Annotated in this window: 17 protein-coding genes; 15 read left to right on the top strand and 2 right to left on the bottom strand. The window is 71.4% G+C overall.

Going from position 1 to position 22,324, the window contains the following annotated elements:
* Positions 1-165: 165 nt before the first annotated feature.
* The 7 genes from AB0I82_RS16410 to gatB all read left to right on the top strand — a co-directional run bounded on the left by AB0I82_RS16410 (position 166) and on the right by gatB (position 9,415).
* Entirely contained in the window at positions 166-1,194 is a 1,029-nt protein-coding gene (locus AB0I82_RS16410; RefSeq protein WP_363257930.1) for a methionine synthase, read from the top strand.
* 59 nt (positions 1,195-1,253) lie between these two features.
* A complete protein-coding gene (ligA, locus tag AB0I82_RS16405) occupies positions 1,254-3,452 on the top strand; it encodes an NAD-dependent DNA ligase LigA (RefSeq protein WP_363258387.1) in 2,199 nt (732 codons plus the stop codon).
* Between the two features lie 157 nt (positions 3,453-3,609).
* Entirely contained in the window at positions 3,610-5,697 is a 2,088-nt protein-coding gene (locus AB0I82_RS16400) for a bifunctional diguanylate cyclase/phosphodiesterase (RefSeq protein ID WP_363257929.1), read from the top strand.
* A gap of 143 nt (positions 5,698-5,840) precedes the next feature.
* Complete coding sequence (gene gatC, locus AB0I82_RS16395; RefSeq protein WP_030258164.1) at positions 5,841-6,137, top strand: Asp-tRNA(Asn)/Glu-tRNA(Gln) amidotransferase subunit GatC; 297 nt, start codon at positions 5,841-5,843, stop codon at positions 6,135-6,137.
* Positions 6,138-6,142: 5 nt separating this feature from the next.
* Positions 6,143-7,651 carry an Asp-tRNA(Asn)/Glu-tRNA(Gln) amidotransferase subunit GatA gene (gatA, locus tag AB0I82_RS16390; protein WP_363257928.1) on the top strand — a complete coding sequence of 503 codons (1,509 nt, stop codon included), beginning with the start codon at positions 6,143-6,145 and terminating at the stop codon, positions 7,649-7,651.
* A complete protein-coding gene (locus AB0I82_RS16385; protein WP_363257927.1) occupies positions 7,648-7,890 on the top strand; it encodes a hypothetical protein in 243 nt (80 codons plus the stop codon). Before gatA ends, AB0I82_RS16385 begins: the two co-directional genes overlap by 4 nt.
* A gap of 16 nt (positions 7,891-7,906) precedes the next feature.
* Positions 7,907-9,415 (top strand): Asp-tRNA(Asn)/Glu-tRNA(Gln) amidotransferase subunit GatB, encoded by a 1,509-nt coding sequence (gene gatB, locus AB0I82_RS16380; protein WP_363257926.1) that lies wholly within the window; start codon positions 7,907-7,909, stop codon positions 9,413-9,415.
* Between the two features lie 65 nt (positions 9,416-9,480).
* Here gatB and AB0I82_RS16375 read toward each other — a convergent pair whose 3' ends face one another.
* Both AB0I82_RS16375 and AB0I82_RS16370 read right to left on the bottom strand, forming a co-directional pair.
* The gene (locus AB0I82_RS16375) at positions 9,481-10,314 is read right to left on the bottom strand and encodes an NAD(P)H-binding protein (RefSeq protein WP_363257925.1); all 834 of its coding nucleotides are present in this window, start codon (positions 10,312-10,314) and stop codon (positions 9,481-9,483) included.
* 82 nt (positions 10,315-10,396) lie between these two features.
* Positions 10,397-11,512: a LacI family DNA-binding transcriptional regulator gene (locus AB0I82_RS16370; protein ID WP_363257924.1), complete on the bottom strand. Its 1,116-nt coding sequence runs from the start codon at positions 11,510-11,512 to the stop codon at positions 10,397-10,399.
* 170 nt (positions 11,513-11,682) lie between these two features.
* On the opposite strand from AB0I82_RS16370, the gene AB0I82_RS16365 reads away from it, so the two are divergent.
* The 8 genes from AB0I82_RS16365 to AB0I82_RS16330 all read left to right on the top strand — a co-directional run bounded on the left by AB0I82_RS16365 (position 11,683) and on the right by AB0I82_RS16330 (position 22,233).
* Positions 11,683-12,711 (top strand): SIS domain-containing protein, encoded by a 1,029-nt coding sequence (locus AB0I82_RS16365; RefSeq protein WP_363257923.1) that lies wholly within the window; start codon positions 11,683-11,685, stop codon positions 12,709-12,711.
* A 96-nt stretch (positions 12,712-12,807) separates the two neighbouring features.
* On the top strand, positions 12,808-13,617 hold the full coding sequence (locus tag AB0I82_RS16360) for a PfkB family carbohydrate kinase (protein WP_363257922.1): 810 nt from the start codon (positions 12,808-12,810) through the stop codon (positions 13,615-13,617).
* Positions 13,618-13,641: 24 nt separating this feature from the next.
* Positions 13,642-14,973 (top strand): ABC transporter substrate-binding protein, encoded by a 1,332-nt coding sequence (locus AB0I82_RS16355; protein ID WP_363257921.1) that lies wholly within the window; start codon positions 13,642-13,644, stop codon positions 14,971-14,973.
* A 42-nt stretch (positions 14,974-15,015) separates the two neighbouring features.
* The gene (locus AB0I82_RS16350) at positions 15,016-15,897 is read left to right on the top strand and encodes a sugar ABC transporter permease (RefSeq protein ID WP_363257920.1); all 882 of its coding nucleotides are present in this window, start codon (positions 15,016-15,018) and stop codon (positions 15,895-15,897) included.
* Positions 15,894-16,790, top strand: coding sequence for a carbohydrate ABC transporter permease (locus AB0I82_RS16345; protein ID WP_363257919.1), 897 nt, complete (start codon positions 15,894-15,896; stop codon positions 16,788-16,790). The genes AB0I82_RS16350 and AB0I82_RS16345 overlap by 4 nt, the downstream gene beginning before the upstream one ends.
* A 168-nt stretch (positions 16,791-16,958) precedes the next feature.
* Positions 16,959-19,076, top strand: coding sequence for a phosphocholine-specific phospholipase C (locus tag AB0I82_RS16340; RefSeq protein WP_363257918.1), 2,118 nt, complete (start codon positions 16,959-16,961; stop codon positions 19,074-19,076).
* A gap of 215 nt (positions 19,077-19,291) precedes the next feature.
* Entirely contained in the window at positions 19,292-21,568 is a 2,277-nt protein-coding gene (locus AB0I82_RS16335) for an MMPL family transporter (RefSeq protein ID WP_363257917.1), read from the top strand.
* Positions 21,569-21,660: 92 nt separating this feature from the next.
* Positions 21,661-22,233: a hypothetical protein gene (locus AB0I82_RS16330; RefSeq protein WP_363257916.1), complete on the top strand. Its 573-nt coding sequence runs from the start codon at positions 21,661-21,663 to the stop codon at positions 22,231-22,233.
* Positions 22,234-22,324: the final 91 nt, after the last annotated feature.

Genomic DNA, 22,324 nt, shown 5'->3' with positions numbered 1-22,324 from the left:
TCCTTTCCTCCGGCCGGTCCGACAGAATCGAGCCCGTCCGGCGATTGAGGACAAAGCGGCCGCAGGCCGCCGCCTGCACCCCGCGGCCCGCGGCCACCGCGCCACGCGCCTCCCGTCGGCCCTCCCCGGAGAAGCGCGGCGGCCCCGCCGCATAGGGTCGGACGCGTGAGCGACAAGACCACTACTCCCTGGGGCGCCCGCGCGGCCACCGGTATCGGGTCGATGCCCGGTGGCGACGCGCGGGAGGCCGCGAAGACCGTCACCGGCTCCCTCGAACGGCTGCCGTACCTGCCCGAGCTGCCCGCCCGAGGGCCCGGTGCCGACATGATCGGCCGGACCGCCGGGCTGCTCGTCGAGGTGTACGCGCACGTCGAGCCCAGTGGCTGGCGGATCAGTGACCGGCCGGGCCGGGACACCCGCCGGGCCCGGTCCTGGCTCGGCGAGGACCTCGACGCGCTGGAGGAGTTCACGCAGGGGTACGAGGGTGCCCTGAAGGTCTCCGCCGTCGGGCCGTGGACGCTGGCCGCCTCCCTGGAGCTGCGCAACGGGGAGGCCGCGCTGAGCGACCCGGGAGCCTGCCGGGACCTGGCCGCCTCGCTGGCGGAGGGGCTGCGTGGGCACCTCGCGGACGTACGGCGGCGAGTACCGGGCGCGCGGATCGCGCTCCAGCTGGACGAGCCGTCGCTGACCTCCGTACTGCGCGGCAGTGTGAAGACGGCGAGCGGCTACCGCACTCACCGGGCCGTCGACCGCGCCGTCGTCGAGGGCGCGCTCCGCGACATCATCGAAGCGGCGGGCCGCGGGCAGGAGGACGGGACGCCCGTGATCGTCCATTCCTGCGCCCCCGACGTCCCCTTCGCGCTGCTGCGCCGGGCCGGCGCCACCGGCATCGCGTGTGACTTCTCACTGCTCACCGAGCGTGATGACGAGGCGATCGGCGAGGCGGTCGAGGGCGGTACGACGCTCTTCGCCGGCGTCGTGCCGGGCACCGACGGCCCATTGTCAGACCCTGCCGGTAGCGTCATGGGTGTCAGGACGCTGTGGCGCAGGCTGGGGCTGAATCCGGGGACTCTCAGCGAGTCCGTGGTGATCACTCCCGCGTGCGGGCTCGCGGGTGCTTCGCCCGACTATGCCCGTAAGGTGCTCGCCCATTGCGTCCGGGCGGCGGGATCGCTCGCGGACAACCCTGAGTGAGCGCACTCAAGGACACGGGAGGACAGACGGTGGCCGGCGAAGAGCAGACCGGACAGGCGGTGGACGACGCGGCGGGAGCCGGCGTGCCCTCGGAGGCGCGCGAGCGGCATCAGCGGCTCGCGGAGCAGATCGAGGAGCACCGCTTCCGGTATTACGTCAAGGACGCCCCGGTCGTCAGCGACGCGGAGTTCGACAAGCTGCTGCGCTCCCTGGAGGCGCTGGAGGAGGAGCACCCGCAGCTGCGGACGCCCGACTCGCCCACGCAGAAGGTCGCGGGGCAGTACGAGACGGAGTTCACGGAGGTCGCCCACCGCGAGCGGATGCTCTCGCTGGACAACGCCTTCGACGAGGAGGAGCTGGCCGCCTGGGCGGAGCGGCTGGCGACGGAGCTCGGCGGCGACCCGAAGTCCGCGAAGTACCACTTCCTGTGCGAGCTGAAGGTCGACGGCCTGGCGGTCAACCTCACGTACGAGCACGGCAGGCTGACCCGCGCCGCCACCCGCGGCGACGGCCGCACGGGCGAGGACATCACGCCCAATGTGCGGACGATCACGGAGATCCCGGACCGGCTCAAGGGCGAGCGGGTGCCCGAGCTGGTGGAGATCCGCGGCGAGGTCTTCTTCCCGATGGAGGCGTTCGAGCAGCTCAACGCCCGTCTGGTGGCGGACGGCAAGCCCCCGTTCGCCAACCCGCGCAATGCCGCGGCCGGTTCGCTGCGCCAGAAGGACCCCAAGATCACGGCGACCCGCCCGCTGCACATGGTGGTGCACGGCATCGGCGCCCGTGAGGGCCTCGACATCGACCGCCAGTCCGAGGCGTACGACCTGCTGCGCGAGTGGGGCCTGCCGACGGCCAAGCACAACAAGGTCGTCGATTCGCTGGCCGCGGTGCGGGAGTTCATCGCGTACTACGGCGACCACCGGCACGATGTCGAGCACGAGATCGACGGCGTCGTCGTCAAGCTCGACGAGATCCGGCTGCAGGGCCGCCTGGGGGCGACCTCGCGCGCGCCGCGCTGGGCGATCGCGTGGAAGTACCCCCCGGAGGAGGTCAACACCAAGCTGCTGGACATCCGGGTGGGTGTCGGGCGGACGGGCCGGGTGACGCCGTACGCCGTCGTCGAGCCGATCATGGTGGCCGGCTCCGAGGTCGAGTTCGCCACGCTGCACAACCAGGACGTGGTCAAGGCCAAGGGTGTGTTCATCGGGGACACGGTGGTGCTCCGCAAGGCCGGTGACGTCATTCCCGAGATCCTCGGGCCGGTGGCGGACCTGCGGGACGGCAGCGAGCGGGAGTTCGTGATGCCGGCCGAGTGCCCCGAGTGCGGGACGGCGCTGCAGCCCGCCAAGGAGGGCGACATCGACCTGCGTTGTCCGAATGCGCGGGGCTGCCCGGCGCAGCTGCGCGAGCGGCTCTTCTACCTCGCGGGCCGCAAGAGCCTGGACATCGAGAACTTCGGCTATGTCGCGGCGACGGCGCTGACCCAGCCGCTGGAGCCGGCCGAGCCGCCGCTGAAGGACGAGGGCGACCTCTTCGGGCTCTCCATCGAGCAGCTGCTGCCCATCAAGTCGTACGTCCTCGACCCGGACAGCGGTCTGCCCAAGCGGGACCCGAAGACCGGCGAGGAGAAGGTCGTCACGTTCTTCGCCAATCAGAAGGGCGAGCCGAAGAAGAACGCCCTGGCGATGCTGGAGAACATCCAGGCGGCCAAGGAGCGCCCGCTGGCCCGCATTCTGACGGGCCTTTCGATCCGGCACGTGGGCCCGGTCGCGGCGCAGGCGCTGGCCATGGAGTTCCGTTCGCTGGACCGGATCCGGGAGGCGAGCGAGGAGGAGCTGGCCGCGGTCGAGGGTGTCGGCGGCACCATCGCGGCCTCGCTCAAGCAGTGGTTCGAGGAGGAGTGGCACCGCGACATCGTGGAGAAGTGGCGTGCCGCCGGGGTGCGGATGGAGGAGGAGAGCACCGGGGACGAAGGCCCGAGGCCGCTGGAGGGCGTCACCGTCGTCGTAACGGGAACACTTCAATCACACACCAGAGATGGCGCGAAGGAAGCGCTGCAACGTCTTGGAGCGAAAGTGACCGGATCTGTCTCGAAGAAGACCGGTTTCGTCGTTGTAGGCGACAATCCTGGTTCGAAATATGACAAGGCTATGCAGTTGAAGGTACCTGTGCTGGACGATGACGGCTTCGCGGTGCTGCTCGAAGAGGGCCCCGATGCCGCCCGCGCGGTAGCGGTCACGCCGCCGGAGGAGGAGTGAGCAAGTCACTTCTTCGGCGCATACCAGACGCTTACGGGTGGTCGGGTCGCATTCGGGCAACCGCTGCCGATCGCTGCCCGTGCGGGCCTTCTGCGGCCTACTGTTGAGGGGTGCGCCTGCCGTGGCGCGGGCACAGCCGGCTGTGAGAGGTATCGGAATGGAACCGACCGACAGCGCCGCTCCGGCGTCGCGGCTCCGGCGGCTCGTCATGCCCGCGTTGCCCGCGGCTGTGGTTCTGACGGCCGCCCTGGTGCTCGCGACGGGCGTGATCGTGACGATCGGAGGCGGTGCCGCGCTCTTCCCGCGCGGCGCCGTCGGCTGGTCGCTGGCCGTCCTCACCGGAGTCATCGTCGGACATCTCGTCGCCATCGGCCGGGACCGCTGGTCCGGCGGCACCGGCTCCGGTGCCGCGCTGGCCCTGGCGGTCCTGCTGCTGTACGGCTGGGTGCCGGCCCTGCTGATCAGCCTGTCCGTCGTCCTCCTGGTCGGCGCGGCGCGCCGGCAGCGCTGGCGACAGGCGGTGGTGCACGGCGCGATCGACGTGCTCGGCCTGGGCGCGGCGGCGCTGGGCCTCGCCGCGTTCGGCATCACCCCCAGCGTCGCCGAGCCCGGCCGGCCCGGGGAATGGGACCTGTCCGTACTGCCGCCGATCCTCGGATCGGCGCTGGTGTATCTGGCCGTCACCCGCGCGCTGCTGTGGTTCCTGATGGGCTCGCGCAACGGCCGGCTGCCGTCCATCGCGCGCCGGGCGGTGACCCGGCAGGCCCTGGTCGGCATCGCGCTCGTGGGCATAGCGCCGCTGATCGTGGTCGTCGCCGAGCACACCCCGCTGCTGCTGCCGCTCTTCGCCGTACCGCTCATCGCGCTGGACTCCACGCTGTGGATCGCCCGGGCGCGCGCCGAGGAGCAGCTGCGCGACCCGCTGACCGGCCTGCCGAACCGGCAGTGGCTGCTGGAGCGGACCTGGAGCGCGCTGGACGACGCCGAGCGCGTCGGCGCCCGCTCCGCCCTTGTACTGATCGATCTCGACCGTTTCCGGTCGGTCAACGACACCCTCGGACACCTCGCCGGTGACCGCCTGCTGCTCCAGATCGCCGAGCGGCTGCGGCACGCCCTGCCCCGCGGAGCGGAGGCCGCGCGGCTGGGCGGCGACGAATTCGCGGTGCTGCTGCCCACCGCCGATTCCCTCACCAGCGCGCAGCGGGTGGCCCGTTCGCTTGTCGCCGCGCTGGGCTCGCCCCTCGATCTGGACGGGCTGACGCTGGTGCTCGAGGCGAGCGCCGGCGTCGCGGTCTATCCGGACCACGCGCTGGACGCCGAGGGCCTGCTCCGCCGCGCGGACGTCGCGATGTACCAGGCCAAGCGGGACCGCAGCGGCGTGGAGGTCTACGAAGCCAAGCGCGACGGCAACACCCCCGACCGGCTCGGCCTCCTCGGCGACCTGCGCCGGGCGCTGGACGCGGGCGAGGTCGAGCTGCACTACCAGCCCAAGGTCCGCTTCGACGGCCAGGTCGCCGGGCTGGAAGCCCTGGTGCGCTGGGTGCACCCGGACCGCGGGAGAGTCCCTCCGGACGAGTTCATCGCCATCGCCGAGTCCTCCGGGCTGATGCCGCGGCTGACCGAGTACGTACTCGAGACCGCGCTCGGCCAGGTGGCGCGCTGGCGCGCGGACGGCCTGGAGGTCCCGGTCGCGGTGAACGTCTCGCCGCGCGATGTGCACACCCCCGGCTTCGCCGGCGCGGTCGCCGCGCGGCTGGCGCGGCACCAGGTACCGCCGGGCGCCCTCCAGCTGGAGATCACCGAGCACGTACTGCTGGAGGACCCGCAGCGCGCCGCCGACACGCTGAACGGCCTGACCGGGCACGGCGTGAAGATGTCGCTCGACGACTTCGGCACGGGGTACAGCTCCCTGGTGCACCTGCGGCGGCTGCCCGTCAGCGAGCTGAAGATCGACCGCTCGTTCGTGGCGCGGCTCGCGGTGGACACCGAGGACGCCGAGATCGTCCGCTGCACGCTCGACCTCGCGCACTCCCTCGGCCTGCTCGTCGTCGCGGAGGGCGTCGAGGACGACGAGACCTGGGAGCGGCTGCGCGACCTGGGCTGCGATGCCGTACAGGGCTGGCTGGTGGCCGCCGCGATGCCGCCGGACGAGACGACGGCGTGGCTGCGGGCGCGGGAGCACGGCGGCTGGCGCCGCGAAGTGGACGACGAGGCGGACCGGCCCTCCGGCCAGGTGGTGAAGTAAGCACCCCGCCTCTGCCGGGAGCGCCCTCCGGCCGCTGTCCTCAATCGCCGGACGGGCCGTTCCGTAACCGTTTCGCGGTCACGACTCCCGGAGCCATAGGATTGGGGCGAATACTCCACCGGAAACCAGCAGAGGATCGCTGCATGCCTGGCATCACGCGCGAGGAGGTCGCCCACCTCGCACGGCTGGCACGTCTGGAGCTGAAGGACGAAGAGCTCGACCACTTCGCCGGACAGCTCGACGACATCATCGGCGCGGTAGCCCGCGTCTCCGAGGTCGCCGACCAAGACGTTCCGCCGACCTCCCACCCGCTGCCCCTGACGAACGTCATGCGGGCGGACGAGGTGCGCCCGTCGCTCACCCCCGAGCAGGCGCTCTCCGGCGCGCCCGCCCAGGAGCAGCAGCGATTCAAGGTGCCGCAGATTCTGGGGGAGGAGTGACCGAGATGGCGCAGACCGCAGCACACGAACTGATCAAGCTGACCGCCGCCGAGACCGCAGCGAAGATCGCGGCCGGTGAGGTCACCGCTGTCCAGGTCACCGAGGCCCATCTGGCCCGGATCGAGGCCGTGGACGAGAAGGTGCACGCCTTCCTGCACGTCGACCGGGAGGGCGCGCTCGCCCAGGCCCGCGCCGTGGACGCCAAGCGCGAGCGCGGCGAGAAGCTCGGCCCGCTGGCCGGCGTCCCGCTCGCCCTGAAGGACATCTTCACCACCGAGGGCGTCCCGACCACCGTCGGCTCCAAGATCCTCGAAGGCTGGCTCCCGCCGTACGACGCGACCGTCACGCAGAAGCTGAAGGCCGCCGACGTCGTCATCCTCGGCAAGACCAACATGGACGAGTTCGCCATGGGGTCCTCCACGGAGAACAGCGCGTACGGCCCGACGGGCAACCCGTGGGACCTCACCCGCATCCCCGGCGGCTCCGGCGGCGGTTCCTCCGCGGCCCTCGCTTCGTACGAGGCGCCGCTGGCGATCGGTACGGACACCGGCGGTTCCATCCGCCAGCCCGCGGCCGTCACCGGCACGGTCGGCGTGAAGCCGACGTACGGCGGCGTCTCCCGGTACGGCATGGTCGCGTTCTCCTCCTCCCTCGACCAGGGCGGGCCCTGCGCCCGTACGGTCCTGGACGCGGCGCTGCTGCACGAGGCGATCGCGGGCCACGACCCGCTAGACTCCACCTCCATCGACGCCCCGGTCCCGGCGGTCGTCGAGGCCGCGCGCAACGGCTCCGTACAGGGCATGCGCGTCGGCGTGGTGAAGCAGTTCCGCGGCGAGGGCTACCAGGCCGGCGTCATCCAGCGGTTCGACGAGTCCGTCGAGCTCATGCGCGAGCTGGGCGCGGAGATCGTCGAACTGGACTGCCCGTCCTTCGACCTGGCGCTGGCGGCGTACTACCTCATCGCGCCCTCGGAGTGCTCCTCCAACCTGGCCCGCTTCGACGCCATGCGGTACGGCCTGCGGGTCGGCGACGACGGCACGAAGTCGGCCGAGGACGTCACGGCCCTGACCCGCGAGGCCGGCTTCGGCCCCGAGGTCAAGCGCCGGATCATGCTCGGTACGTACGCGCTCAGCTCCGGCTACTACGACGCGTACTACGGCTCCGCGCAGAAGGTGCGGACCCTGATCACCCGCGAGTTCGAGGCGGCCTTCGAGCAGGTCGACGTGATCGTCTCGCCGACCACGCCCACCACCGCCTTCCCGATCGGCGAGCGCGCCGACGACCCGATGGCGATGTACCTCGCGGACGTGTGCACGCTCCCCGTGAACCTGGCGGGCAACGCGGCCATGTCGCTGCCCTGCGGCCTGGCTCCCGAGGACGGGCTGCCCGTTGGCCTGCAGATCATCGCCCCCACCATGAAGGACGACCGGCTGTACAAGGTCGGTGCCGCCGTCGAGGCCGCCTTCGTGGAAAAGTGGGGCCACCCGCTGCTGGAGGAGGCACCGTCGCTGTGAGTGCGATCACGAAGAAGGCCAAGAACTTCAAGAAGTCCAAGTCCGGCGTGTACCTGTCGATGGGCACCACCGCCTTCGGCGCGCTCGGCATCGCCAAGCAGGCGAAGCTGGCCCGCGAGGAGAACGACACGCTGCGGCTGATCGACGCGGCCGTCTCGGCCGCCGCCATCGTCACCGGCCTGGCGATCCTCTACCGGGAACTGAAGCGCCTGGGCGACGACGACGTCCTGCTGGGCTGAGAGGGAATGTTTCACCGTGACTGTCACTGACCTGGTCTCGTACGAGGACGCCCTCGCGACGTACGAGCCCGTCATGGGTCTCGAGGTGCACGTCGAGCTCGGCACCAAGACCAAGATGTTCTGCGGGTGTTCGACGGCGCTGGGCGCCGACGCCAACACCCAGACCTGCCCCACCTGCCTGGGCCTGCCCGGCTCGCTCCCGGTCGTCAACGCGATCGGCGTCGAGTCCGCCATCAAGATCGGCCTGGCCCTGAACTGCTCGATCGCCGAGTGGTGCCGCTTCGCCCGGAAGAACTACTTCTATCCGGACATGCCGAAGAACTTCCAGACCTCCCAGTACGACGAGCCGATCGCCTTCGACGGCTACCTCGACGTACAGCTGGAGGACGGCGAGGTCTTCCGCGTGGAGATCGAACGCGCCCACATGGAGGAGGACACCGGCAAGTCCACGCACGTGGGCGGCGCGACGGGCCGTATCCACGGCGCTTCGCACTCCCTCCTGGACTACAACCGCGCCGGCATCCCGCTCATCGAGATCGTCACCAAGCCCATCAAGGGCGCGGGCGAGCGGGCCCCCGAGGTCGCCAAGGCGTACGTCGCCGAACTGCGCGAGCTCATCAAGGCGCTCGGCGTCTCCGAGGCCCGGATGGAAATGGGCCAGATGCGCTGTGACGTGAACCTCTCGCTGATGCCCAAGGGCAGCGAGAAGTTCGGCACGCGCTCGGAGACCAAGAACGTCAACTCCCTGCGCAGCGTCGAGCGCGCGGCCCGCTTCGAGATCCAGCGGCACGCCGCGGTGCTGGGCGCGGGCGGCACGATCGTCCAGGAGACCCGCCACTTCCACGAGGAGGACGGCTCCACGACGTCCGGCCGGGTCAAGGAGGAGGCGGAGGACTACCGCTACTTCCCCGAGCCCGACCTGGTGCCGGTGGCCCCCTCCCGCGAGTGGGTCGAGGAACTGCGCAAGGGCCTGCCCGAGCTGCCGCGCGTACGCCGTAACCGGCTGCGCGAGGAGTGGGGCATCTCCGAGCACGACATGCAGTCGATCCTCAACGCCGGTGCGGTCGACCTGATCGTCGCCACCACGGAGGCCGGCGCGGACGCCGCGGCCGCCCGCAAGTGGTGGATGGGCGAGCTGGCCCGCCGCGCCAACGAGGACGGCGTGGACCTGGCCGCCCTGCCGATCACCCCGGCCGACGTGGCCCGGGTGGCCGCGCTGGTCGCCGAGGGCTCCCTCAACGACAAGCTGGCCCGCCAGACCATCGAGGGCGTACTGGCCGGCGAGGGCACCCCGGACGAGGTCGTCGAGAAGCGCGGCCTGAAGGTCGTCTCCGACGAGGGCGCGCTGGGCAAGGCCGTCGACGAGGCGATTGCCGCGAACGCGGCGGTTGCCGACAAGATCCGCGGCGGCAAGGTCGCCGCGGCGGGCGCGCTGGTGGGTGCCGTCATGAAGGCCACCCGCGGGCAGGCCGACGCGGCCCGCGTCCGGGAGCTCATCCTGGAGAAGCTGGGCGTGGAGGGCTGAATCAGGCCCCCTAGGCAGTCAAGGGGCGGCGCACCTACTGGTGCGCCGCCCCTTGGGCTTGTGCGTCAGCGGAACGCGGCGACGTTCTCCTTGGCCCACTGCTGGAACGTTCTGGCAGGAGCGCCGGTGAGCTGCGGGACCGTGTCGCGGACCTTGAGCAGTTCGTCGTTGACGTCGCCGCCCATCAGGTCGAGTATCGCGTCCGCGGTTTCGGCTTCCATGAAGGAAGCCATCTGGCGGTGGGCTTCTTCGCGGCTGATCTCGTCGAGCGACACCTCCTGCCCCAGGGCCGCGCCGATGGCTTCGACCTGTTGCCGGGGCGTGACCCGCGCCGGGCCGGTGAGGGCGTACGTCTGTCCCCGGTGACCCGGCTCGGTCAGCGCCGCCCCGGCCACCGCCGCGATGTCGGCGGGGTGGATGGTGGGCAGCCCGATGTCCGGGTACGGCGCCTGGACCGAACGGTGGGCGCGGATCGACGCCGCCCACCACAGGGTGTTCGAGGCGAACTGGGTCGGCCGCAGGATCGTCCAGGCCATGCCGCTGTCCTTGAGCAGCTTCTCGACAGCCAGATTCTCGCCGGCGCTGGGCAGGTGGGGGTGGGTCTGCACGGTCATGGACGACACGAGCACCACGTGTTCGACGCCTGCTCGGCGGGCGGCCGCGAGGACGTCCGCGTCCGCACCCACGCCCGAGACGAGGAACAGCGAGCGTACGCCGTCCAGCGCCGGCTTCAGGGCGGTCGCCTGAGTCAAATCGCCTTCTACGGCCTCGACTTCCGCGGGGAACGAGGCCCGGGCGGCGTCACGGGTCAGCCCGCGGACGGGGCCGGCGCCGGTCGCCTGCAGCTCTTGCAGCAGAGCGCTCCCGATGTTTCCGGTTGCCCCGGTCACAAGGATCATCGTGGTCTTCTCCTGTCGCCAGCCGGTGACCGTTGTTGTCGATCACTCGTGCTGCACGCTAGAACCTCAACTCGGCTTGAGGTCAAGCTCGGTGAGGGCTCGCGATCGATTCGCGGTCGATGAACTCTGTGTCCAGGACGATGTGTTCGGGGGCGGTTGCGGTGCCCTCGATGCGGGTGATCAGGGAGTGGACTGCGCGGGCGCCGAGTTCCTGTACCGGTTGGGCTACGACGCTGATGCGGGGGCGTACGGCGCGGGCCCAGTCGGTGTCGTCGAAGGTGACGACGGAGAGGTGTTCGGGGACGCGGAGGCCGTGGTCGCGGGCGGCGGAGAGGACGCCGAGGGCGATCATGCTGTCGGTGGCGAAGACGGCCGTGGGGGGCTCGGGGAGGGACAGCAGGTCGGCGGTGAGGTCGGCCGGGTCCTCGCGGTGGAACGTGCCGGTGCGGAGGTAGGTGTCGGTGTCGGTGAGGCCCGCCCCGCGCAGCGCGGCGCGGTAGCCCTCGATGCGTTCCAGGCCGGTGGAGACGGGGTCGGGGGAGGCCCCCGGGTCGGCGGACGGGGCGGCTCCCGAAGCGGCGCCCGCGCCGCCCACGGGTGCCGTGCCCAGCAGGCTGACCAGGGCGATGCGGCGGTGGCCCGCCGTGAGGAGGCGGCGTACGGCGTCCTGGGCGGCGCCGTGGTTGTCGACGGTGACCGAGTCCGCGGGCAGGCCGGGGGCCTGGCGGTCGAGGAGGACGACCGGGCAGCCGGCGGCGTGCGCAGCCGCCAGGTGGCCCGTTTCGGTGGTGGCGGCCGGGGCGACGATCAGCCCGTCGACGTGCTTGTCGCGCAGCATCTTCACCGCGGCGCGCTCGGCGGCGACGTCCTCGTCGGTGTTGGCGAGCAGGACCTGGTACCCGGCGGCGCGGGCCGCGTCGGTGATGCCGCGGGTGACGCCCGCGAAGAACGGGTTCTGGATGTCGGCGACGATCGCACCGAGGGTGTGCGTACGTCCCGTGATCATGGAGCGGGCCAGCTGGTTGGCGCGGTAGCCGAGCTTCTCGGCCGCGGCCCGCACGCGTTCGCGGGCCTCCGGGCTGACCGAGCCGTAGCCGGCCAGCGCGCGGGAGGCGGTGGAGCGGGACACGCCCGCCTCGCGCGCGACGTCGGGGAGGGTCGCGGGGCGGCCTGCGGGCTTGCGTCGGTTCGTCGTCATGGCGTCGTCAGGCTATCGGGTCGCGACAGGGGATTGACGGCGGGGAGTTGGCGGTGGGAAGGTTCCCAACACCGCGAGTGAGAACGTTCTCAGCCGGCGCCGCGCGTCGGATTGAGAACGTTCTCAGCGCCGGGCGCGCGACGCCCCCAACCGCTCACGAAAGGACCCGCGTGACTACCGCATCCCTCCCCCTCCAGCCGATCACCGAGGACTTCAAGGAGGCCGTGGCCTTCGCCCTCAGCCAGAACGAGGCCGCGCGCGCGTTCGTCGACGAGGTCGTCGCGGGCGGGCTGCGCAACGTCTTCCTCGTCGGCTGCGGCGGCTCGCTCACCGCCGCCTATCCGGCGCACTTCCTGCTGGAGACCCGCGCCTCGTTCCCCGTCTTCCACATGAACAGCGACGAGTTCAACCTGCGCCGCCCCGCGCTGCTCGGCGAGGGCTCGCTCGTCCTGGTGTCCTCGCACACCGGCACCACCAAGGAGACCGTCGCGGCCGCCGAGTACGCCCGCAGCACCGGTGCCAAGGTCGCAGCGCTCACCCGCAGCGCCGACAGCCCCCTCGCGAAGGCCGCGCACGCCGCGTTCACGTACCGCAGCGAGGACACCGTCGTCGCGCCCAAGGGCGTGCTCTTCGGGCAGCTCGTCTACGCGCTGCTGGAGAAGACCGGCGCCGAGGGCGACTACGCGGCGATCCGCGCGGCGTACGAGGCGCTGCCGGAGGCGCTGTACAAGTCCCAGGAGGAGGGGGAGGAGCTGGCCGCCTCGATCGCGGCCGCGCTGGCCGACGAGGACGTGACGTACGTACTGTCCGCCGGGCCCAACTACGGCGCGGGGTACGGCTTCACGATGTGCTACCTGATGGAGATGCAGTGGAAGCACGGCGGCAGCTACAACGCCGGTGAGTTCTTCCACGGTGCCTTCGAGGTGGTCACCGAGGGCCAGCCGGTGATCCTCTTCCTCGGCGAGGACGCCACCCGGCCGATGGCCGAGCGCGCCAAGACCTTCCTGGACAAGTACACCAAGAAGGCGCACTACGTGGACTCGCGGATCTTCTCGCTGCCCGGCGTCCCGGAGGCGGTGCGCGGCGACATCACGCCGATCGCGCTGGACGTCTTCGGCACCCGGCTCGCCCGCCACTACGAGTCGGTGCGCGGCCACGACCTGGACAAGCGCCGCTACATGTTCCAGGTCGAGTACTGATCCTCGGCGCGCGGCTCCCGATACGGCCCGGTGCGGCGCCGCACCGGGCCGTCCCGTACCCGTTCCCCCCCCGCAGCTCCCCCGTAAGGAACCCCCATGCGCATCTGCGGAGTCGGTGACAATGTCGTCGACCGCTATCCCCAGCGCGGCCTGATGTACCCGGGCGGCAACGCGCTCAATGTGGCCGTGCATGCCGCCCGGCTCGGCGCCGACGCCGGGTATCTGGGCGTGACCGGCACCGACGAGGCCGGCGCGCACATACGGGCCGCGCTCGCCGCCGAGGGCGTCCGTACCGAGCGGGCCCGTACGGCCCAAGGACCCAACGCGTACGCGACCGTCCACCTCGACGCGGACGGCAACCGCAGCTTCGGCGAGTGCGACGAGACCGTCTCGGTCTTCGTGCCGGACGCCGCCGATCTGGCCTGGCTGGCCGGCTTCGACCTGCTGCACACCGGCGACTGCAGCCGCTTGGAGCCCCACCTGCCCGCGCTCGCCGCGGCCTGCCCGGTCAGCTTCGACTTCTCCGACCGGCCCTGGTCCTACGCCGCGCCACTGCTGCCGCAGGTGCACGGCGCCGTCTTCTCCCGGCCGGACGCCGGGGACGCGGAGGCCGCCGCGCTCGCCGAACGGATCCGCGCCGCCGGACCGCGGCTGGCCGTGGTGACGCGTGGGGCAGGTGGTGCGCTGGTGTCGTACGAGGGGACGGTGCACCACCAGAGCGTCGTTCCGGTCGCGGCCACCGACACCCTCGGCGCCGGCGACTCCTTCATCGCGGCCCTGCTGGTGTCGCTCCACGAAGGCCGCACCCTGGCCGACGCCGCCGGCCGGGCCGCCGGTTACGCCGCCGAGGTCTGCACCCGCCCCGGAGCCTTCGGCCACCCCCTCGCCCTCCCCGCCCGGACCTGAACCGACCACCCCAGGAGAGAGCCGATGCGCCGCACCCCGGCAGCCGTCGCCGGCTGCCTGCTCGCCGTACTGCTGACGCTGCTCAGCGGCTGCGGCCAGGCCCCCGTACGGGTCACCGCCAACGACTTCCGCCTCGACGGAAAGCCCCACGGCCACCTGACCGTCCTGGAGAAGTGGGCGGACCCGGAGTACGCCCCGTACTTCAAGGCGGCGGCGCGGGAGTACGAGAAGCGCAACCCCGGCGTCACCATCGACCTCCAGGCCGTCGGCGACCAGCCCTACAAGGACCGGATCGCGGTGCTCGCCGCCTCCCGCGAACTGCCCGACATCTACTTCGCCTGGCCGGGGCGGTACGCGCAGAAGTTCGCCGACGGGAAGCTCGCCGCCGACCTCACCGATCAGCTCGACGGCACCCGTTGGGGCGAGCGCTTCGAAGGCGACGCGCTGGACACCTTCACTTACGGCGGGCGGCGGTACGGCGTGCCGCTGGACATGGACGCCAAGGTCTTCGCGTACAACGAGAAGATCTTCGCCAAGGCCGGGGTGCGCCGCGTCCCGCGGACCTTCCCCGAGCTGCTGACCGCCTGCGACCGGATCAAGAAGGCCGGGTACACGCCGCTGGCCTTCGGCAATCAGTACGGCTGGCCGGCCGGGCACCTGCTGACCCAGTTCAACGCCATGGAAGTACCGGCCGAGGTGCTGGCCAAGGACTACGACGGGGGAGCCGACGCCTTCACCCACCCGGGATACATCCGCGCGTTCAAGGACCTGGCGCGGCTGCGGGAGCGGTGCATGCCGCCCGGCGGCACCAGCATCAGCCACGAGTCGGCGCAGGCCCGGATGCTGTACGGGAAGGCCGCCATGCAGTACCTGGAGACGCTGGAGTTCTCGTACCTGGACGAGAGCGGCGGCGCCCCCAAGGCGTACGCGCAGAACTGGGACTTCTTCCCGATGCCCGCGATCCCCGGCGCCAAGGGCTCGCCGCGCGCCATCGCCGGCGGCGTCGACGGCCTGATGGTCTCCAACTCCTCGCCGAACAAGGCGCTCGCCGTGGACTTCCTGAAGTTCCTCACCAGCCGCGAGCAGGCCCGCAAGATGGTGCGCGAACTGGGCTGGCTGAGCGCGGTGAAGGGCACGGCGGACGCCGCGCGGCTGCCGGGGCTGGCCGGCGCGCAGCGCACGATCGCGAGCCATGAGATCTCCGTCTGGCTCGACACCCGCGCCGATGACAAGGTCGTCAATCCCTATCTGTCGGCCGCCGATTCCGTGCTCGGCGGGAACGCCACCCCGGAGCAGGCCATGAAGACCGTGCGCCGGGGCGCCGAGAACGCCCGCCGCTTCGGCGTCCGCCCCTGACACCCCCCACTCGCCCCGACCGCCCCCGAAGGAGGTGCACCAGTGACACGACGCCGCATCCGGCACGCCTTCTATGTCGCTCCCGCGCTCGCGCTGATCGCGTTGTTCGTCTACTACCCGATCGTCGAGAACGTCCGGCTCAGCCTCTTCAAGTTCAGCGTCTTCCGGCCCGGCATGCGCTATGTCGGCCTGGAGAACTACCGGCAGGCCCTGCAGGACCCGGTCTTCTGGCACGCGCTGCTCAACAACGTCGCGTACGCGGTCACCTCGGTCGTCTTCCAGGTGGGCGCCGCCCTCGTGCTCGCCGCGGTACTGGAGGAGCTGATCGGGCGGCGGCTGCGCGGGGTGCTGCGCGCCGTGTACTTCATCCCGGCGGCCGTCTCCATGACCGTCGCGGGCCTGCTCTTCCAGTTCCTCTACCAGCCGGACGCGGGCCTGGTGAACCGCACGCTGGACGCGATCGGGCTCGGCGGGCTCCAGCACGACTGGCTGGGCGACGCCGCGACCTCCATCTGGGGCGTCATCAACATGAGCCAGTGGCAGTCGTTCGGGTACACGACGATGCTGCTGACCGTCGCGGTGCAGCGCATACCCCGCGAGCTGTACGAGGCGGCGACCGTGGACGGCGCGGGGCGGATCCGCACGTTCTTCCACGTCACCGTGCCGATGGTGCGTGACATGACCACCCTGCTGATCATCCTCACCGTCTCCGGGGCCTTCCTGGTCTTCAACGAGGTGATGGTGATGACCGGCGGCGGTCCCGCCAACTCCAGCCAGGTGCTGGGGACCTGGCTGTACACCAGCGCCTTCACCGGCGACGACATGGGATACGCCGCGGCGATCGGCACGGTGATCTTCCTGATCACCTTCGCCGCCGGTGCCCTGCAGCTGCTCCACTCGCGCAGAAAGGCGGTCGCACCGTGACCCTCACCCTCGGCAGGACCGCCCGTACGGCACCGGAACCGGCCCCGTCCCCCACAGGGCGCGCCCCCGCCCGCTTCGGCCCCGTCGCCGTGCGCGTACTGGCCTACGGCGCGCTGGCCGCCCTCGCCGTCGCGGTGATCTACCCGCTGTGCTGGATGGCGCTGGCGGGCCTGAAGAGCAACGCCGAGATCTTCGCCGACCCCTGGGGGCTGCCCACCGACCCGCGCTGGTCGACGTACGCCGACGCCTGGCAGCAGGGCGTGCTCGGCTATCTGGTCAACAGCGTGCTGGTGACCGCCGCGAGCGTGCTGGCCGTCGTCCTCATCAGCGCCTGGGCCGCCTACGGCCTCACCCGGCTCGACATCCCCTGCTCGCAGCCGGCGCTGCTGCTGGTGCTCGGCGCGATGATGCTCTCGCCGACGGTGGCACTCGTACCGCTCTCGCAGCTCCTCCAGGCGCTCGGCATCTACGACACGTACTGGGCGCTGATCGTCCTCTACACCGCCTTCAAGGTGCCCTTCACCACCTTCCTGATCCGTGCCTACCTGCTGGGGCAGCCGGTGGAGGTGGAGGAGGCGGCGTACATCGACGGGGCGAGCCGCTGGCAGACGTTCTGGCGGGTGGTCGTCCCGATGGCCCGCCCCATCCTCGCCTCGGCCGCCGTGCTGCAGGCGCTCTTCGCCTGGAACGAGTACGCCTTCGCGCTGGTCTTCATCACCGACGACCGGCTCAAGACGCTGCCCGTGGGCCTCGCCGACATGGCGGGGCGGCTCAACTCCAACTGGCCGATTCTCTTCGCGGGGCTGACCATCGCCGCGCTGCCGATGATCGTGATCTTCCTGATCGGGCAGCGGCACTTCGTCCGCGGGCTGGCGGCCGGCATGGGGAAGTGAGGGCGCTGCCGGGGGCGGGTGACCGTACTCCGCCGCCGGTTCCGGACCCGGCTGTTCCGGAAGATGTCACCTTGCTACCTATCGCGGGCCACACGGGTCTTCTATCGTCCCGGACGCACCACATCAATGGGCCAACGACGGACCATTGGGGACGACTGGAGGAAACGCGTGGCACCGGAGACAAGTCGGAGACGGGTACTGGCAGTTGGCGCGGCGGCCGTGGGCGCTGCCGCCACCGGTTCGCTGCTGCCGCCCTCGCTGCAGCAGGCACTGGCCGCCGACGCGGCGCGGCCCGGCAGCACGGACGGCGGGCTCGACGCGATCGAGCATGTCGTCGTCCTGATGCAGGAGAACCGGTCCTTCGACCACTACTTCGGGATGCTGCGCGGCGTACGGGGCTACGCCGACCGCAACGCCATCACGATCCCGGGCGGCCGCAGCGTCTACGAGCAGCCCGCCGCGACGGGCACCGGCTCCGTGCTGCCCTTCTCCGTGCGCGAGGCCGCCGAGACCCAGAAGAAGGACCTCCAGTACATCGGCGACCTGGACCACGGCTGGGACGGCGGCTTCAAGGCCTGGCACGACGGCTGGATGGACAACTGGATCAGCGCCAAGACCGCGGCCACGATGGCGCACTACGACCGCCGGGACGTGCCGCTCCACTACGAGCTGGCCGACACCTTCACGGTCTGCGACGCGTACCACTCCTCGATCCACTCCTCCACCAGCCCCAACCGCAACCACCTGGTCAGCGGCTGGACCGGCTTCGAGCCCAACGGCAAGCGGGCGGTCGGCAACGACGCGTACGCGGAGGACACCCACCCCGGCTACGACTGGCCGACGTACGCCGAGCGCCTGGAGGAGGCCGGCCACAGCTGGCAGGTCTACCAGGAGTGGGACAACTTCACCGACAACAACCTGGAGTTCTACGCGAGCTTCAAGGCCGTCGCCAAGAAGGCGCTGGCCAAGGTCGGCGACCCGAAGATCCAGAACATGACGGCCTTCTACGCGAAGGTCGCCGACGCCGACGAGACGGAGCGCAAGCGGCTCCAGGGCCTGCTGGAGGAGGGTGTAAAGGCGCTCTCGCAGGCGGACCGAAGCCTGTTCGAGCGCGCGCTGCGCCGCGGCGAGCCGGGCTCGACCGCCACCGCCTTCGCCGCCGACGTCGCCGCCGGCAAGCTCCCCGAGGTCAGCTACATCGTCCCGGCGGCCGCCGACTCCGAGCACCCCGGCTCCTCCTCGCCGATCGCCAGCGCCACCCTCGTGTACAAGATCCTCGATGCCCTCGGCAAGAACCCCGAGGTCTGGCGGCGCACGGTCCTGCTGCTCACCTACGACGAGAACGACGGCTTCTTCGACCACGTCCCGCCGCCCGTGGCCCCGGCCGGCACCGACGAGGAGTACTGGGACGGGCGCCCCACCGGCCTCGGCATCCGCGTCCCCATGGTGGTGATCTCCCCCTGGACGGTCGGCGGCTACGCCTGCTCCCAGGTCTTCGACCACACCTCGATCGTCCGCTTCCTGGAGCGCTGGACGGGGGTCCGCGAGCCGAACATCGGCGCCTGGCGGCGCACCGTCTGCGGCGACCTGACCAGCGCCTTCGACTTCTCGCGCGGCCGGAAGCAGCCCGCCGTCGACCAGCCGGGCGAGATTCCGCCCTTCACCGGGCGGTGGCGCCCCCAGCCGCCCGCCGAGCAGCGGCTGCCGCGGCCGGAGGAGGGCACCCGCCCGGCCCGTCCGCTGCCGTACCAGCCCGACGCGGACGGCGCCTACGACGCGGCGGCCGGGAAGTTCCGGCTGGCGCTGCGCAACAGCGGCGCCGCCAGCGCGCACCTCGCGCTGTACCCGTATGCGAAGGAATACGCCACGCCCCAGCACCGCGACGTACGGGGCAAGGCCGGCTGGGACGTACCGGTCCGCGGCCGGACGTACGACTTCCACCTCACCGGGCCCAACGGCTTCCGGCGGGAGTTCGCCGGGACCGCGGCGGGCGCGGCGGCCGGGCTGAAGGTGAGCACGCACCTGGACGCCGGGCGGCGGGAGATCCATCTGACGCTCGTCAACGGAGGTGACGTGGACCTGACCGTCACGCTGGCGCCGCTGGCGTACTCCGGTGCCGCGCCGCGCACGGTGAAGCTGCCCGCGGGGCGCACCCGTACGCTGGCGCACTCCGCCGACCGCGACCACGGCTGGTACGACCTAAACGTCACGGTCAGGGAGGACGAATCGTTCCGCCGCCGGCTGATGGGTCACATCGAGAACGGCCGGGAGTCGATAACGGGCTGAACCTCGCGGAGGACGATCCTTCGCTTCTTTGTGGGGAAGTACACAAAGGGGTCAAAGGATCTTTTCGGGCTGTCACTCTCGTGTGACGCGGGTCCGCCGCCCCTTCGTCGGCAGGCGACGGACCCGCGCCACCCTCCCCGCCCGTCCCGCGCTCGGCTGTACCGGTCACCCCGGAGTTCGGCGCGCAAACCCCCGGGAAGCAGACAAAGGCCCTTATGACCCCTCTTGCCCGGTGGTGCCTGAAGCGCCGCTCCCTGGTCATCGTGCTGTGGCTCGCCGTCCTCGCGGGCGTCGTGGCAGCAGCCGGTGCGCTGGGTTCCTCGTACTCGAACAAATACGACGTCCCCGGTACGGAGTCCGGGCGCGCCGCGGAACGGATGGCGGAGGCCTTCCCGGGACAGTCCGGGGACAACGACACCCTCGTCTGGCACACCGACTCCGGAACCGTCCGCGCGGACGCGGTACGGGACCGGATCGACCCCGCCCTGGACAAGATCGCCGAGCTGCCCGGCGTCGCCTCGGTGGAGGGCCCCGACGGCCCGGCCGGCACGAAGGCCGAGGCCGCCCCGGCCGGTGACGCGCAGAAGCGCATCAGCCAGGACGGGCACACCGCCTACGCCACGGTGGTCTTCGACAAGCCCGCCGACGACCTGGACCCCAAGCAGGTACAGGCCGTAGTGGACACCGCACAGGACGCATCCGGGGACGGCCTGAGCGTCGCGCTCGGCGGCGCCGGCGCCGGCCTCACCGAAGCGCCGCAGAGCCACCTCGCCGAGGGTCTCGGCCTGGCGGCGGCCGCCGTCGTGCTCTTCCTCGTCTTCGGGTCGCTGGCCGCGACCCTGCTGCCGATCATCACCGCGGTCGTCGCGGTCGGCACCGCGTCCGCCGGCATCGGCCTCCTCGGCCACGTCATGACCGTCGCGGACTTCGCCCCCATGCTCGGCATGCTCATCGGACTCGGCGTGGGCATCGACTACGCACTGTTCATCGTCACCCGGCACCGCAAGAACCTGCGGGCGGGGATGAGCGTCGCCGAGGCCGCGGAGAAGGCGGTGGCCGTCTCGGGACGGGCCGTGGTCTTCGCCGGGGCGACCGTGTGCATCGCCCTGCTCGGCATGCTCGTCCTGCGGCTGTCCTTCCTGAACGGCGTCGCGCTCGCCGCCTCGCTGACCGTCGTGCTCACCGTGGCCGCCTCCGTCACGCTGCTGCCCGCGCTCCTGGGCCTGATCGGGACGCGCGTACTGGGGCGCCGTGAACGCGGCCGGCTCGCCGCCGACGGCCCGCGGGCCGAGCACCCCACCGGCTTCGCGGTCCGCTGGTCCCACTTCGTCGAGCGCCACCCCAAGCTGCTCGGCGGCCTCGCCGCCGCCGTCATGCTGGTCCTCGCGCTGCCCGCCTTCGGCCTGCACCTGGGCACCTCTGACCAGGGCACCGACCCGCGCTCCTCGACCACCCGGCAGGCGTACGACATGCTGGCCGACGGCTTCGGCCCCGGCTTCAACGGGCCGCTCACCCTGGTCGGCGACCTGGACGGCGCCGACGACAAGCTCGCCTTCGACGGCCTCCCGGACCAGCTGCGGAACACGCCCGGAGTGGCGCAGGTCAGCGGGCCGGAATTCGACGGCAGCGGCAGCACCGGCGTGATCACGGTCGTCCCGGACAGCTCACCGCAGTCCAAGGACACCTCCGACCTGGTCGAACGGCTGCGCACCGACGTGCTGCCCGAGGCCGCCGACGCCTCCACGCTGCACGTCGATGTCGGTGGCGTCACCGCCGGCTACGACGACTTCGCCGACGTGATCGTCGGCAAGCTGCCGCTCTTCGTGGGCGTGGTCATCTCCTGCGGGTCCGTGCTGCTCCTGCTGGCCTTCCGCTCGCTCGGCATCCCGCTCAAGGCCGCGCTCATGAACGTCGCCGCGGTCGCCTCCGCCTTCGGAGTCGTCACCGCCGTCTTCCAGTGGGGCTGGGGCAGCGAGCTGCTGGGCCTGGGCAGCGGCGGCCCGATCGAGCCCTTCCTGCCGGTGATCATGGTCTCCGTGCTCTTCGGCCTCTCCATGGACTACCAGGTCTTCCTGGTCAGCCGGATGTACGAGGAGTGGCGGCGCACCCACGACAACCGCAGGTCCGTACGGGTCGGACTCGCCGAGACCGGCCGGGTGATCAACTCCGCGGCGGTCATCATGATCGCGGTGTTCTCCGCCTTCGTGCTCAGCGGCGACCGGACGATCGCGATGTTCGGCATCGGGCTGGCCGCCGCCGTCGCCCTGGACGCCTTCGTACTGCGCACACTCCTCGTACCGGCCCTGATGCACATGCTGGGCGGCGCGAACTGGTGGCTGCCGGACTGGCTGGAGCGGCGCCTGCCGCGCCTCAGCATCGAGCCGCCGGAGGAGTACGAGAAGGAGCACGAGGAGGAGTACGAGGACACCGCTCCGGAGGCCCTCGTCCCCGCGCCCCGGGAGGCAGCGGAGAAAACCCTCGTAGGGAGCTGACCCCGCCGTCCGGACGGCGTTCTTCCAGCCGTCATCCGGTATTGGCCCGCTCTCTCATACGACTCTCAGACGCGGCACCTACGGTCGCGCCCATGGGTACCACGACGACCAAGAACGACACCGAGAAGACCGACGCGGTCACCGAGGACACGGCGGCGGAAACGAAGGCGGCGGACACGGCGCCGGAGGACACGAAGGCGGTGGACACGGCGCCGGAGGATGCGGCGGCGGACGCCTCGGAGGAGCAGGACGTGCCCGCCGCCGAGCGGACCGCGCCCGCGCGCCGCGGCATCGCGGCGGGAGCCGGCGCCGTCGCCGGTGCCGCGCTCGGCCTCGCCTCCCTGACCGGCACCTGGGCCGGCACGGTCCTCGCCGAGCGGCAGACCGTCCTCGGCCAGATCAAGCTCCAGACCGGCAAGACCCAGGACCAGATCGCCGCCGTCTACACCACCCCCTGGCACACCACGGCCCTCGTCAACGGGATCTTCGCCCTGCTGGCCCTCGTGGTCACCGGCGTCGTCCTGCTCCGCCGCCCGCAGGCCGCCTGGACCCGGGCCGTCGCCTGGGGCGGCTTCGCCCTCGCCGTACTCGGCCTGGTGATCGCCGGCGGCATGTACCTCGACCTGTTCGCCTCCGCCCCGAAGCTCAGCGCCGGCGGCTCCTGAGGAGAGCCCGCATGACGGCCCACAGGAGGGGCCTTAGACCGCAGCGTGAGACACGGCAGCGGATCTAAGGCCCCTCCGGCCATGAAGATCG

It is taken from the genome of Streptomyces sp. NPDC050315 (assembly GCF_040655775.1).
Taxonomy (GTDB): Bacteria; Actinomycetota; Actinomycetes; order Streptomycetales; family Streptomycetaceae; genus Streptomyces.
Note: the sequence above shows the minus strand (reverse complement) of the source record. Positions and strands in the feature narration are given on the sequence as shown.